General features: G+C 44.6%; 14 protein-coding genes. 7 read left to right on the forward strand and 7 right to left on the reverse strand.

Features of this window, described 5'->3' with window-relative positions; all coding sequences use genetic code 11:
- Window positions 1-23: 23 nt before the first annotated feature.
- On the reverse strand, window positions 24-1,592 hold the full coding sequence (locus tag INR79_RS22965; protein ID WP_223100203.1) for a sulfatase: 1,569 nt from the start codon (window positions 1,590-1,592) through the stop codon (window positions 24-26).
- A 102-nt stretch (window positions 1,593-1,694) separates the two neighbouring features.
- On the opposite strand from INR79_RS22965, the gene INR79_RS22970 reads away from it, so the two are divergent.
- Entirely contained in the window at window positions 1,695-2,597 is a 903-nt protein-coding gene (locus tag INR79_RS22970) for a LysR family transcriptional regulator (RefSeq protein ID WP_004401034.1), read from the forward strand.
- A gap of 96 nt (window positions 2,598-2,693) precedes the next feature.
- On the opposite strand, the gene pyrC is transcribed toward INR79_RS22970, so the two are convergent.
- Window positions 2,694-3,722, reverse strand: coding sequence for a dihydroorotase (pyrC, locus tag INR79_RS22975; RefSeq protein ID WP_004401033.1), 1,029 nt, complete (start codon window positions 3,720-3,722; stop codon window positions 2,694-2,696).
- Between the two features lie 340 nt (window positions 3,723-4,062).
- Between pyrC and INR79_RS22980 the strand changes: the two genes are divergently transcribed.
- On the forward strand, window positions 4,063-5,880 hold the full coding sequence (locus INR79_RS22980; protein ID WP_223100205.1) for a hybrid-cluster NAD(P)-dependent oxidoreductase: 1,818 nt from the start codon (window positions 4,063-4,065) through the stop codon (window positions 5,878-5,880).
- Between the two features lie 82 nt (window positions 5,881-5,962).
- On the opposite strand, the gene nadE is transcribed toward INR79_RS22980, so the two are convergent.
- Complete coding sequence (gene nadE / locus INR79_RS22985) at window positions 5,963-6,793, reverse strand: ammonia-dependent NAD(+) synthetase (protein WP_223100207.1); 831 nt, start codon at window positions 6,791-6,793, stop codon at window positions 5,963-5,965.
- A gap of 132 nt (window positions 6,794-6,925) precedes the next feature.
- Here nadE and INR79_RS22990 point away from each other — a divergent pair, with 132 nt between their 5' ends.
- Together INR79_RS22990 and INR79_RS22995 are read left to right on the forward strand one after the other, a co-directional pair.
- Window positions 6,926-7,447: a nicotinate-nicotinamide nucleotide adenylyltransferase gene (locus INR79_RS22990; RefSeq protein ID WP_223100209.1), complete on the forward strand. Its 522-nt coding sequence runs from the start codon at window positions 6,926-6,928 to the stop codon at window positions 7,445-7,447.
- A 57-nt stretch (window positions 7,448-7,504) separates the two neighbouring features.
- On the forward strand, window positions 7,505-7,960 hold the full coding sequence (locus INR79_RS22995) for a hypothetical protein (protein ID WP_022561223.1): 456 nt from the start codon (window positions 7,505-7,507) through the stop codon (window positions 7,958-7,960).
- Window positions 7,961-8,005: 45 nt separating this feature from the next.
- Here INR79_RS22995 and INR79_RS23000 read toward each other — a convergent pair whose 3' ends face one another.
- The gene (locus INR79_RS23000) at window positions 8,006-8,614 is read right to left on the reverse strand and encodes a hypothetical protein (RefSeq protein ID WP_045966944.1); all 609 of its coding nucleotides are present in this window, start codon (window positions 8,612-8,614) and stop codon (window positions 8,006-8,008) included.
- 300 nt (window positions 8,615-8,914) lie between these two features.
- On the opposite strand from INR79_RS23000, the gene INR79_RS23005 reads away from it, so the two are divergent.
- Window positions 8,915-10,018, forward strand: a complete 1,104-nt coding sequence (locus INR79_RS23005) for a lysophospholipid acyltransferase family protein (protein ID WP_004398295.1) — start codon at window positions 8,915-8,917, stop codon at window positions 10,016-10,018.
- 40 nt (window positions 10,019-10,058) lie between these two features.
- Here INR79_RS23005 and INR79_RS23010 read toward each other — a convergent pair whose 3' ends face one another.
- Entirely contained in the window at window positions 10,059-10,655 is a 597-nt protein-coding gene (locus tag INR79_RS23010) for a hypothetical protein (protein WP_022594143.1), read from the reverse strand.
- A 226-nt stretch (window positions 10,656-10,881) separates the two neighbouring features.
- Here INR79_RS23010 and INR79_RS23015 point away from each other — a divergent pair, with 226 nt between their 5' ends.
- Window positions 10,882-11,133, forward strand: a complete 252-nt coding sequence (locus INR79_RS23015) for a YnjH family protein (protein WP_004398297.1) — start codon at window positions 10,882-10,884, stop codon at window positions 11,131-11,133.
- 25 nt (window positions 11,134-11,158) lie between these two features.
- Here the strand turns inward: INR79_RS23015 and INR79_RS23020 are convergent, their stop codons facing one another.
- A complete protein-coding gene (locus tag INR79_RS23020) occupies window positions 11,159-11,455 on the reverse strand; it encodes a YfcZ/YiiS family protein (protein WP_223100211.1) in 297 nt (98 codons plus the stop codon).
- A 491-nt stretch (window positions 11,456-11,946) separates the two neighbouring features.
- Here INR79_RS23020 and INR79_RS23025 point away from each other — a divergent pair, with 491 nt between their 5' ends.
- Window positions 11,947-12,408 carry a TetR family transcriptional regulator gene (locus INR79_RS23025; RefSeq protein ID WP_004398299.1) on the forward strand — a complete coding sequence of 154 codons (462 nt, stop codon included), beginning with the start codon at window positions 11,947-11,949 and terminating at the stop codon, window positions 12,406-12,408.
- Between the two features lie 69 nt (window positions 12,409-12,477).
- On the opposite strand, the gene yiaY is transcribed toward INR79_RS23025, so the two are convergent.
- The gene (gene yiaY, locus INR79_RS23030) at window positions 12,478-13,626 is read right to left on the reverse strand and encodes an L-threonine dehydrogenase (RefSeq protein WP_223100213.1); all 1,149 of its coding nucleotides are present in this window, start codon (window positions 13,624-13,626) and stop codon (window positions 12,478-12,480) included.
- Between the last annotated feature and the right edge of the window lie 76 nt (window positions 13,627-13,702).

The raw sequence follows: 13,702 nt of genomic DNA on the forward strand, positions 1-13,702 counted from the left end.
TTAGCGCGTGGCATATTCCTGTTTTATGCTGGTTGCCTGTGCGCAGTAAGTCCGTAATATTCGTAGATATCTTCTGGGGCGTCATGCCGTTCCAGATGTTCGACGATGGCGATGTTCAATCTCTCGGTCACATCAGGGTCGTCGATAGCATTCAGCTGTTTGGGATCGTTCGACAGATCAAACAGACACGAACCCTGATGACCCCAGTTTTTAACGCACTCGATGCCCGTTTCAGTGTTCTCCTGACTGGGCGTAATCTGAAGCACGGGCACACCCTTGGTAAAGTTGAAAGGAGAAACCAGCTCGGCTGTTTTCAATTCCTGACCAGTAAAGAGCTTATGCATGTGAGACGGCATTAACGTGTACGCATGCAAAGGGTCGCCATCCAAATCTTTAGGAAAACGGTAATAGGTGTATCGCCCGTCTGTGACGCAAATTGGTCCTGCAAACATACCCAGAATGGCCGTCTCGCGTGAATTGCTCTTTGCCATGATCAGTGGCGAGAGCGAGTGGGACGTGACTTCCTCTGGTATCGTTATCCCGTAGAAATCCAGAAGCGTTGGCATTAAGTCAGCCGTTTGCGTCAGTTGGTTTACTCGTGGTTCTGAGGATTGATCCGGGTGCCACATCATCAGGGGAATATGCGAAATTTCTTCGTAGTAGGGCATCTTGTTCTTTGCCCACCAATCGTGCTCCCCGAGCAGAAATCCGTGATCAGTGGTTAAAATAAGTGCGGTATTTCCCCATGCCTGATTTTCATCAAACCAGTCCAGAAGCTTTCCAAAGTATTCGTCACACATGGAGATTAATGCTGCGTAATTTGCTCTTATCTCGGCGATATCTTCAGCGGAGTCGGTGACTTTTTCGTACAACGGCCAATCCAGTATTTTGCCTTTGTATTCTGTTTTGTAGGATTCTCTGAATCTTGATGGGGCTGTGAACGGTTCGTGCGGGTCGAAACACTCAAGCTGTAAGAACCAGTTATCAGCAGACTGGTTTAACGCCAAAAACTCCATGGCACTTTGAAAGCATTTTGCAGTTGGATAGTCTGCTTCGTTCTCAATAAACATGGAGTTGATGGCATGGCGTGAACGCCGCCATGCGTTGGTGTCTGTCGATTCCCTTGTGATGGTTGAGCCAGAATCCAGGCTACCCATAGGGTAATGGCGTTCGTTGTATTTCTCACGTAAGCGATCAATTGGGGGCTGAACCAAGGCTTTAACGACGTCGTACTCCTGTCCTCGAATGAAATCCCAACTGTCAAAGGCATTCACATAACCTGACCCACCATTTTCAAAGTAATGAAGATGGTCAGAAACAATGTGGGTATAGACTCCATTCTTACTCAAAAGCGAAGCAAAACTGTTATCGAACGGTTCCAGTGGACCCCAGGGGCGATGCATAAAATTCAGACGTCCGGTATGCATATCTCTGCGCGCGGGCATGCAGGGAAGTGAACCAGCATAGTGCTTGTCGAATGTCACCGCATGTTTCGCAAATCGATCAAAGTTCGGTGTAGAAATCGCAGTGCCGCCATAACTTCCCAGGGCAGCCCGATTAAGAGAATCAAAGAGAACAAACACGGTTCGCATTACTAATATCGTCCTTGTTAAAAAAATGTTACTTGAAAAGGATAGGGAATTGCCTGACATTTAAAAAATGAAAAAAAGAGTATCTAGGTATAGAAAAAAGGAATGGATAAAAATCTTCAGACTTTCTTGATGGTTTCAGAAACACTGAATGTGACGCAGGCAGCGGAACGCCTTCATATCACGCAGCCTACGCTCACCAAGCGGTTACAGCAGCTTGAAGAGCAATATGGGTGTAAATTGTTTGAGCGGTTACCAAGAGGGGTTCAGCTTACCGAGTTCGGAACGCACTTACTTCCTTATGCCAGACGGATAGAGCAAGATTATCTTCACGCGAATGAAACAGTACATCTGCTGGCTAACGGGCATTTAGATGAGGTAAAGATAGGGGCGGGACCTCTGTTTCATTTGCGATATCTGGCTCCCGCTTTTGATCAGTTGCAGAAAGAGTTTCCCAATACGCGAATTCACCTGACGGCAGGGGTAAATGCATCTAACTTGCCAAAGGTGAAGAATGGTTCTCAAGACATTATGTTTGGCACCCGCGAGTATCTTGAGGATGATGAGCAGGTGGTGTTTTTCCCATTACTGGAGGTAGAGCAGGGAATTGTTATCCGTTCCGATCATCCGATGCTCGAAACGAAGGATGCATTGGATGCCAAGGATCTGTGCGAACTTCCATGGATTGTTTACAGTGATACGCCTGAAAACGAGTTGATGGTTCGCAGTTATTTTCACTCACGCGGTTTACCTCCTCCGCGGATTGTATTGCAAACTACTTCTTTTCATCTTGGATTCGATTTAGTGAAAAGGGGGGATTACGTGATGCCTGTGCCTTTTCAGCTAAAACCAGTGATAGACAGCAAAAGCCTCCATATTTTTCACCCAAACCCTCCCATTGTAAAAAAGCCGGCAGGGGCGTTTATCCGCCAATCTTCCACGCACGCTCCCATCATTACCCGCTTGATTGATATTGTTAGGGAACTGATAGACACGACTGAAAAATAAAAAAACCGAGAACAGCTTTGGGCTATTCTCGGTTTTTATTATTTTGAATGAGCGTTGAGCTAACGAGCCTTTACTATGCGATATCGAGCTGAGTGACTATTTCACTTTCCACTGAATTTGTTCGCCAGCACGGATTGGCACAACAATGTCGCTGCCAAATGGCATGGTTTCTGCCACGTCCCAAGATTCTTTAACCAGAGTCACGGTATCTGAGTTACGAGGGATACCATAGAAGTCAGGGCCGTTGTGGCTGGCAAAACCTTCAAGGTGTTCCAGTTTACCTTCTTGATCAAAAACCTCGGCGTAAAGCTCGACTGCTGCGTGAGCAGTGTAAGAACCTGCACAACCACACGCTGACTCTTTTGCGCCTTTTGCGTGAGGGGCTGAATCTGTACCAAGGAAGAATTTCTTGCTGCCGCTGGTTGCCGCTTCAATCAGTGCTTGCTGGTGGGTGCCGCGCTTAAGAATTGGCAGGCAGTAGAAATGTGGCTTAATACCGCCAACCAGCATGTGGTTGCGGTTGAACAACAGGTGGTGTGCTGTAATGGTTGCCGCTACGTTTTCGTTTGCATTTTTTACAAACTCTGCCGCATCTGCAGTTGTGATGTGCTCAAGAACGATTTTTAGGTTAGGGAAGTCGTTCACGATAGGAGCCAGAACCGTTTCCAGGAACGTTTTCTCACGGTCAAAAATGTCTACGTCATGAGTAGTGACTTCACCGTGAATAAGCAGAAGCATGCCGACTTCTTGCATGGTTTCCAATACGTGGTAAATGTTCTTTGCGTTGGTTACACCTGAATCGGAGTTTGTTGTCGCTCCCGCTGGGTAAAGCTTAGCTGCAACCACTTTGCCTGATGCTTTCGCTTTACGAATTTCATCTGGAGTTGTGTTGTCTGTAAGGTAAAGCGCCATTAATGGTTCGAACTGCTCACTTGGCTTCGCTGCCATGATACGTTCACGGTAGGCAATGGCTTTTTCTGTATCGGTTACAGGTGGGATAGTGTTTGGCATGATCAGAGCTCGGCCATTGTAGCGGCTGATATCGCGAACGGTGTCTGTTAGAACATCGCCATCGCGCAAGTGAACGTGCCAGTCGTCAGGACGAGTGATAGTAATTGTTGTCATTTGAAAGCTCCCACCAGGTTAAGATAAATCAGGAGCCTAAAAGCAGAAATTTCACACGAGGTGTAAAACGCAACCGTTTAGGCGACAGGATGATAGACAAAAACGCAGTGGGTTTCATCCCTTTTTTGATGGAATGCTTAATTTCATTTAGTTATGCGATACTTCTAAATGCATTGATTGTTGTAAAGAATATCAATGTGTAACAGAATACTAACTTCTTTTCTCGGTAACTTACTTTCATTTAAGCAGCTTGAATGAACAATACTTATACCCAAGTACCCTTATCCTGTGGTTAGAGGGCATTTGGGTATAAGAAGCCTGCAACGGAAAGTGAGAAGAGATGTCTACAATTCAACTATCCCAAATCAACGTATTTCCTGTTAAATCCATTGGTGGTATCAGCCTGTCTAAAGCTTGGGTGGAATCCCAGGGTCTGACTTTTGACCGTCGATTTATGGTTGCAACCCCTGACGGCACCATGGTTACTGCTCGCAAATACCCAAACATGGTCAATATTCATGCGGCTTTTCAACCAGATGGCTTCATATTTACTTATCCGGACGCTCCATCTTTTCACCTTCGTTACGATGATTTAGAACGCAAACCACAGCAGACTCAGGTTTGGAAAGACGAATTTGAAGCACTATCCACTTCCCAAGAGGCAAACCGTTGGTTTAGCGATGTCATTGGGATAGATGTGCAGCTACTTTATTGTGGTGAACAGTCTGCGAGGTTTCGTGAAAAGATCAAAACGAATGTGAGCTTTGCTGACGGTTATCCGCTACTTGTTATCAGTGAAGGTTCGTTAGAGGAGTTAAACGCGCGCAGCAGCGAGAAACACTCTATGGACCAGTTTCGAACCAATCTTGTCGTTTCGGGGACCGAGCCGTTTGCGGAAGACGGATGGAAGCGCATACGAATAGGTGAAGTAGAGTTTGAAGCGGTTAAACCTTGTGAGCGTTGCATTTTAACAACGGTTAACACCAAAACAGGCACCTTTCGTGAATCCAAAGAGCCTTTAAAAACATTGTCTGAGTTCCGGGCAAACGAGCGTGGCGGTGTCTTTTTTGGTCAGAATCTGGTCGCAAAAAATGAAGGGATCATTCGAGCGGGTGACTGTGTAGAAGTTTTGGAGACCAAACCAAAAGAAGAGTACGAAGACAAGTCTAAAGCGAAGTTAATTCTCACGTGTGTTGAACGAGAGACCATAGCCAGAGATTTCATTACCTTCTGGCTGGAACCATCCAAAGGTACTTTGCCCGGGTATCTTCCAGGTCAGCATCTTCCCATAGAAATTGATACTCCAGCAGGTAAGTTGTCGCGGCGTTACACGCTCTCTTCCAGCCCGACCCGTCCGGGGCGATATGCGATCTCTGTTAAACGAATCGATGAAGGCGCGGTGTCTAACTGGTTACATGACCGATTTCAGGTTGGCGATACTTTAGTGGCTGACTCACCAGACGGCGCATTTCACCTAACCAACGCGACTAACCCATTGCTGTTGATTTCTGCGGGTAGTGGCGTAACGCCTATGCTGTCGATGCTCAGATACCTGTCTGACCATGATCAAGTCAATAATGTCGTTTTCTATCATCAGTGTCGGTCTGAGCGAGATATTCCTTGTCGATCGGAACTTGAAAAGCTGAACATGATCTACCCAGGTCTGCGGGTTATGGTTTCTTTAACTCAGCCTGAAGATGCGTGGCATGGCTTAAAAGGTCGACTTTCTCTTAGCCACATCAAGAAAATTCCGGATCTGAACTCCAGGCAGGTTTTTGTTTGTGGACCTAATGGTTTTATGGCGCAAACCAAGAGCCTGCTGTTCAAGATGGGGTTGGACGAGAGCTTATATCATCAGGAAGCGTTTGGAGTTGCAAAACCCAATGCCATTGAAGAAAAAAGCATTCAGATAACCGTTAATGGTCAGTCTTTTACTGGCACCAATCAAAAACCGCTGTTAATGCAGGCGGAAGATGCAGGGATTAATATTGCGAATAGCTGCCGAGCGGGTTTGTGTGGAGCTTGCCGGGTAAAAGTGGTGAGTGGCGAGTTTGAAACGCCGGATGTGCCTGCCATTATGCCTGGTGACAAAGAAGACGGCATTATCCCTGCCTGTTGCAGTACACCACTGGGTGATGTTGAAGTTGATTCGAATTAAACATAGCAACCCAAAATGAAAACAGAGAGCTTAAGGCTCTCTGTTTTGCGTTTAAATCACCTCTAAAGTAAGAGGAATGATCTTAATCGTATATGGTTGGGATAGGCTGACGCTTGTGTTGCGTTGCTTTGTAGATTGCAATCAACTTATTTTTCACTTCGTCTGAAACAGGCTTCCCTTCCAAGAAGTCATCGATTTGGTCGTAGGTGAGGTTTAACGCATCTTCATCGGCTTTCTGTGGATCAAGTTCTTCCAAATCCGCTGTTGGGGTTTTCTGAACCAGAACTTCTGGTGCACCAAGCGTATCGGCCAGTTCGCGTACCTGACGTTTACTCAGACCAAATAGGGGAGCGAGGTCACAAGCACCATCACCAAACTTCGTGTAAAAACCTGTGATGTTTTCGGCTGAGTGATCCGTTCCTAACACCAACCCACCAACATAACCTGCGATCTCATACTGGGCAACCATACGAGCACGAGCTTTTACGTTACCTTTAACAAAGTCTACCTTGGCGGCATCGGTCGGGATAAGCGCTGTACCCTCTAAGGCTTCATGAGACGCTGCGTGCATACCATCGACACCTTGCTTAATGTTCACAGAGACAGAATGTGTTGGCTGGATAAAGCTAAGAGCCAGTTGCGCTTCATCTTCGTCCTTTTGAACACCATATGGCAGACGAACGGCGATGAACTGATAGTCATTACTGCCGGTTTCTTCGTTAAGCTTGTCTACTGCAAGTTGTGCAAGCTTTCCACAAGTAGAGGAGTCGACACCGCCACTAATACCCAGTACCAAAGATTTGCAGCCAGACTCCATAAGTTTGCGTTTAATAAAATCAACGCGACGCTGAATCTCAAAATGTGGGTCAATAGATGCCAAGACTCGCATTTCGTCACGGATTTGATGTTCCATTATTTTTCCTTTTCATGCAGCAGAGTTAATTCTGTTTTATCATACTCCAATCTTTCCATTATTAAACACTGATTTGAATGAATCGCGCATCTATTCCGGTTAAGAAAACGTGCCCGATTTAATCCGACGACTATGATGAAAATTGCAATATTTGGTAGCGCATTTAATCCACCAACACTTGGACACAAAAGTGTCATCGAATCACTGACTCATTTTGATAAAGTTTTACTGCTTCCAAGCTACGCTCATGCGTGGGGTAAGGAAATGGTGGACTTCGAAATTCGTTGCCAAATGGTTGAACTGTTTATTTCGGATTTAGCTCAAAATAATCTTGAGCTGTGCTCTGTGGAAGCTGAGATGTATGTCCCCGGAGAGAGTGTTACCACATTCGCTGTGCTGACTAAAATTCAGGAAATCTATCCGGATGCCGACATCACTTTCGTCGTTGGTCCAGATAATTTCTTTCAGTTTTCTAAGTTTTACCGTTCAGAAGAGATCGTTAAAAAGTGGACTGTAATGGCTTGTCCGGAAAAGGTGTCGATCAGAAGTACGCTTATTCGTGAGAAATTAGCTCAAAATGAATCGGTATCAGCTCTAACTACCAGTTCTGTCAATAATTTCTTGCTTAATCACAATTTGTATCAGAAGATATAGCCAGTATTTTTTAAAGGGCTCAAATCGATGACCAAACGTTGTTGCAAATTAGTTTGTATGCTTGGTTTCATTTCGATTCCAGTATTTGCATGCGAATCACTGCAGAACCACACATCTATTGTGATGGTGGACAAAGAGCAGGACAGTGTGTGTGCGTCAATCGTGAGAGGCTTCGATAATCTTTCTTCAGGCATATCTGAAGTAACGGATATGATCATCGCTCCTATCAAGCAAGAAGACTATTGGGAAGAATGGTCTCTTCAGTCTGGTAGCGACCCGCTTCTTTCTTCCAGCATTGAAAGCAATCACTTTGGTATTGGTGTCTGGATGCCAGAAGAATATGAAGAGAAGTATGACGATATGACATACTCAGAGCGCCTTGAAGCCACGGGTCTTATGTTCAGTCTGGGGCTAGGTGAGCGGAAGGAAGATGAGCCACGAATGCGAATTGACTACCGCTGGCATAATCAGCAACCTGGCGATGTTATGCTTCAAGTAGAAGTGCCTTTTTAAAGGCACTTTTGCGTTATACGGCTCGGTAATTTGAAGTGGGCTTATCTACAAACTTTCGCCCATAACTAACATTGCTAGCTGCTCGAACTCTTCTTCTCTTCCTGCAAAAAACTCATCAATAACCAATTCACGCTTGGCTCCCGACAGCATTTTTTTCTTCGCCTCACGCAGACTAAGTACCAGCAACAATTCTTTGCTCAGTTCACTTTCTTCATCCGCGCTCCATTGCGAAATCTGCAAGCTAAGCGGCGACATATCCAGTAAAGGTCGAAGTGAGCGGGATTCATCGCGCACAACCGCAAGCAGGTTTGACTTGTCTTGTTCGGTCACGTTTGCAGAAGACAGTTTCTCTAGAATGGCTTTTGAGACCGGAGGTAGGGAAACAAATCCAGCCTGTGTTGGGAACTTGTCCTGCAACCTCACCGAGAAATCGATCTGCGTAACACGTGAACCTGGGACAAAGGTGACAGAAGTCAGGCAATCAAACGGCAACCAGATGGCATTGTCCTGCTCGACAGCGTACTCATTCTTCCCTAACTTGACCAATACCAGCCCTGAATCAACATAAATCAGGCTATGCTTAATGCGTTTTTTTCGGGGAGTGGTGACAAGAAATGAATAAACCGTGTTTTGATGCTCTACCGCATAATTCATAAAGGTTTTCCGGATATTTTTACTGGTATGAAGAGTATCTTTTCTTAATGAAAATGCCAATGAAAAGTCTTGGTAATGCTGGTTAAGGTTTTGCAATAAATGAGAATTAGGTGAACTAGATAGGTGTCCGATTGTCTGTTTGCATGAGACACAAATGTTATAAATGAAGGTTTGGATCAGTAAGTTGTTACAAATAGATGATAATCTGGTCTGACCTTAACCAATAAACGCATTCATTAGCTGCGTACTTCTCTAAGTACGCGTAGAATATGCCGGATTTTTAATTGACGTATAGATTAAATGACAACTAAAACCGATCCTTATAAAGAAATTCGTCCTTATAATGATGACGAAATTCCTGCTGCCATTGAACGCCTGATCAACGACGAAGAGTTCATCTCTGCCATTTTAGAACATCGCTTTAGTAACCATGCTCCTTGGTTTAAGGCTCTGATGAGTCCGATCGTTAAGGTCTATCTGAAGTTTAAATGGGCAAAACTGGATTCGGTTTATGCCATTCAAATGGAAGTGGAAAAGTACCTTCGCAAAACGTTGGAAACCACAACGGATGGTGTGACTTACTCTGGTTTAGAAACACTGGACAAAAACACGCCTTATCTCTTTATCTCTAATCACCGTGATATCGCGATGGATCCTGCGTTGGTTAACTGGGGTTTACACCGCAATCAACACAAAACAGTACGTATTGCGATTGGCGATAATCTGCTTAAGAAGCCTTGTGCCACAGAACTTATGAAGCTGAACAAAAGCTTTATTGTTAACCGTAGCGCAAAAGCGCCTCGTGAAATGATGAAAGCACTGGGTCAGTTGTCTTCCTATATCAAGCATTCACTGGATACGGATAACTCTATCTGGATCGCTCAGAAAGAAGGGCGTGCCAAAGATGGAAATGACAAAACCGACCCAGCGATTTTGAAAATGCTTCATGTGGAAGGGCGTAAGCAAAAAATGCCTTTTGCAGACTACGTTAAAACGCTAAAAATCGTACCTGTTGCTATTTCATACGAAAACGACCCTTGTGATATCGCTAAAGCGAAAGAGCTTTACGCCAAGGCAGAAGAGGGCACGTATGAGAAAAGCGAGTTTGAAGATATCGAAAGTATCATTCAGGGTATTGTGGGTTACAAAGGACGTGTTCACGTTAGCTTCGGCGAAGTGATTGAAGATGATTTTGAAACTCCTGAAGCATTGGCGCAAGAGATCGACGATCAAATTCACTCTATCTATAAGCTTTTCCCTATCAACTACTACGCCGCCGAGACTGGTGAGCAGTCGGACGACAAAGCAAAAGAGTCGCTTGAAAGTAAGTTGAGAGAGCTACCCGAAGGTGCGCATGAGTTTCTGAAGCAAATGTACGCCAATCCGGTGGCAAATCAGTCTTAAACAAAAGGAGTGCATAGCACTCCTTTTTAGTTTTTGTCGATTACCTCGCTACAGCGCCGCCTAGCTTGAGATCTTTTGGCCAATAGGTAATTTGGTTGCCACCCAAGTAAATGTTTCCATCAACCGTTAGCTCGTCTGGGAGCTTGGTGATTTTGGAGCCTCCAATATAAAGGTCACCTTCTACAGTGAGTGGCTGAGGCAGCTCTTCTAGCGGTGTGCGGATAACGCTCAAATCCCCAGTAACGATAAGCCCTGGTGGTAAATTCTCAAGGGGGGTATCGGTAAAGTTGAGATAGCCTCCTACCTTTACGCCTGCGTTCCACTTTTTAATTTGGGAGCCAAGGAAATTCCCATAGCCTTTAATTTGGGTTCCTTTAGCGATAAAGGAGAGTTGACTGTTTGACGCGTCTAAACTTCCACCAATTTCTAAACCCTTAGGCAACTTTTCGATCTGTGTTTTCGCAATGTTTAAATTACCTTTCACTTTCATTCCATCTGGCAGGGAAGTGTAGTGAGTATTGCGAAGATGGACGTTGCCATAGTTATCTATGTGGTTAAGGATTTTATACTGGTCGAGTGGTTTTGCCTGTGCCCCAGTTGCCAGAAGAACACCAGCCAAAATAATACCAATACGCATGCTTTGATCCTTTGCCAGAAGTTATGTGACCTTGCTTTGATAGTAAGCCTACATCAAGGATAAGTATAGGATTTTGAACTATAACCTATACTCAGACTTCCTAAAGATACAGGATTCAGAGCTCTATCTTCTGTTTCAGTTTAAGCTTCTCTACTTCGAAATCAGAAGCACCTTGAGGTAGCCTGAGTATATAGTTCTTGAAGTCATCATTAGCTTGAGGATAAAGATGCGAAATTTTGTTCTGGTCGTGCTTTTGGTTATATCTGGAGTAGCACACGCGAAATCTGTCTCTACGCCCAAATCTCCAGTTGTTATTACAGATGGTAAATTGTTCGAGAGACTTTGTTATTACGAGGACAAGGCATACACCTTAGGATCAGTCATTAAGGTGGGGGAGATTTATCTGATCTGTCAGAAAGAGCAGGAGTTCGAACTCAACGGTGATCTGAGATGGTTACAATTGGATCAAGGTGGCTAACCTTAGGTTAGCCACTCAAAAAAACTCAACGGGCTAGCGAGCGAGTTTTCAGTTCAAAGATCAGCTTTTCGGCGCTGCATGTGAATTTGAATCTGACTTGTAAACCTGATTCTCCTTCCAACTTCTGAGTTTCATGCTGGACTTCGTCAGAAACCGTTTTCGCTAGTTTGACATACTTATTCAGCTCAGCGTCAAGTTGTGAGTCCTCGGCACCATAAAGGGTCACCTGAGCCACATCATCACCCTCTTTAATGATAAAGCCCATCTCGGCACTGCAACCGCATGCTTCACACACCTGGTTTTCTTGTACTTCAGTTGTCATAACGTATCCTCTTACAAAATATAAGGACATGTTACTCTTCTGTGTAAATGAAAACCACAGAATTTCAGCCTGTTGGAAACATTTTTTTACAATGAATAAAGAGTTGGAATAGTGTTTTGTAACGATATATTCATGGTGTTTATGTGATGCCCGTCACGCAAAAGTGAACGCGATTCAGGCTTTTTCGCGTCCTAAAATATGGCCGTATTGCCCAATTGAGTAATTTGTAAGAATATTTGGGAAATCGGAATCATTTGCGAAACGAATGTTTTAAATAAATCAAGTTTTACCGGTATAGAGTCGATCAAATGGGCGGAGTCTTGGAGATTTCGCCCCATTTAGATTTACTCCTAGCAAATCACAAATTTCGTGAATACTTGCTTATATATTCCTCAATCTGTTGAGATTTTTAAAATATCGAACATAATACTATAAGTCATTCTGACCTCGGTTGGGGTGTACTTAAACATATAAAATAGAAGAGCCTTAACATGCCAAAGCGTAGTAAAGAAGATACTGAGATTACCATTCAGAAAATTATGGATGCAGTTGTAGACCAGCTAATTACGTTGGGATACGACAAAATGTCTTACACCACTTTGAGTCAACAAACAGGCGTCTCTCGTACAGGTATCAGTCACCATTTCCCTAAGAAAACGGATTTTACAGCAGCATTAGATGGTCGCATTTTTAAAATGTTTGTGGCGCATCTGGTACTGGATGAAGGGATTGAGAGCTTTAAATCAAGCTGGGTTAAAGCCCTTGATAACGCAGAGTTTTTAGCAATTCTACGTTTACTTTTCCACCATATCGTGACGTCGGAGAATGCGCACGAATTCGCTCGAGCTGGAATTGAGCGTCTATATAAAATGGTAGAAGACAACTACGGTGATTCTACTCGCGAGGATCTGGATGTGTTGTTTGGAAAAAGCTTAGTCCGTATGGCAGGCTAATCCGAGTCTTAATCCTTTATAAAGAAACCCAGCCAAATGGCTGGGTTTCTTTTTTCTTACTTCAAAAGCTTACATGGCTGCCCGGAAGATTGAAGAGATCTCGTCCTGAGTCGCTTGCTTTGGGTTGGTGAGTCCACAAGCATCTTTTAGTGCATTTTCCGCTAATACCGGGATGTCATCAGCTCTAGCTCCGAGCGCTGCGAGCCCGGCAGGTATACCAACATCCTTTGACAGGGCTCTGATGGCTTCAAGAGCGGCTTCAGCACCTTGTTCGTCTGTCATCTGTGCTACTTCAACTCCCATTGCTGCAGCGACATCTTTCAAACGACCAGGGCATACTTGCGCATTGTATTTTTGAACGTGTGGCAGAAGCACTGCGTTACATACACCATGCGGAAGGTCGTAGAAACCGCCCAACTGGTGTGCCATTGCATGAACGTAACCCAGAGAAGCATTATTGAATGCCATGCCAGCCATAAACTGTGCGTATGCCATTTGTTCACGCGCTTCGATATCTTCACCGTTGCTCACTGCCGTTCTTAAATGCGCCTGAATGAGTTCAATGGCTTTGATTGCGACAGCATCGGTAATTGGAGTTGCTGCCGTGGATACGTATGCTTCAATAGCATGAGTCAGTGCGTCCATACCTGTTGCGGCTGTGAGCGAGGAAGGTTTTGCTAGCATTAGCTCAGGATCGTTGACAGAAATCAGCGGGGTAGTGTGCTTGTCTACGATCGCCATTTTGATGTGTCTTTCTTCATCTGTAATGATGCAGAAGCGTGTCATCTCGGAAGCAGTACCCGCCGTAGTGTTAATGGCAATTAAAGGCAACTGAGGCTTGGCTGACTGATCAACACCTTCATAATCGGCAATCTTGCCTCCGTTTGCAGCGACTAATGCGATACCTTTAGCACAGTCGTGTGGTGAACCTCCGCCCAGAGAGATAACAAAGTCACAATCATTTTCGGTCAGTAGCTCTAAGCCTAGCTCTACGTTTCCAATTGTAGGGTTTGGCTGAGTACCGTCGAATACAACGGTTTCTACCGCTCTGTCTGCCAGCAGATCTTGCACCTGCTTGACCACGCCAATTTGGTTCAGAACTTTATCCGTTACAATCAAACCTTTTTTGAAACCTTGGGATTGAATACTATCTGCGGCGTCATTCAAGCAGCCGGCGCCCATTAGGTTTACGGTAGGGATAAAAAATGCACTCGTCATTTCAGAGTCTCCATTATTGTTATATACATTGCTTTGTGTGCTCCCTTAAATAGGGAGTTGTAGTTGGTATGACTCT

This window comes from Vibrio sp. SCSIO 43132 (assembly GCF_019904195.1).
Lineage (GTDB): Bacteria > Pseudomonadota > Gammaproteobacteria > Enterobacterales > Vibrionaceae > Vibrio > Vibrio nigripulchritudo.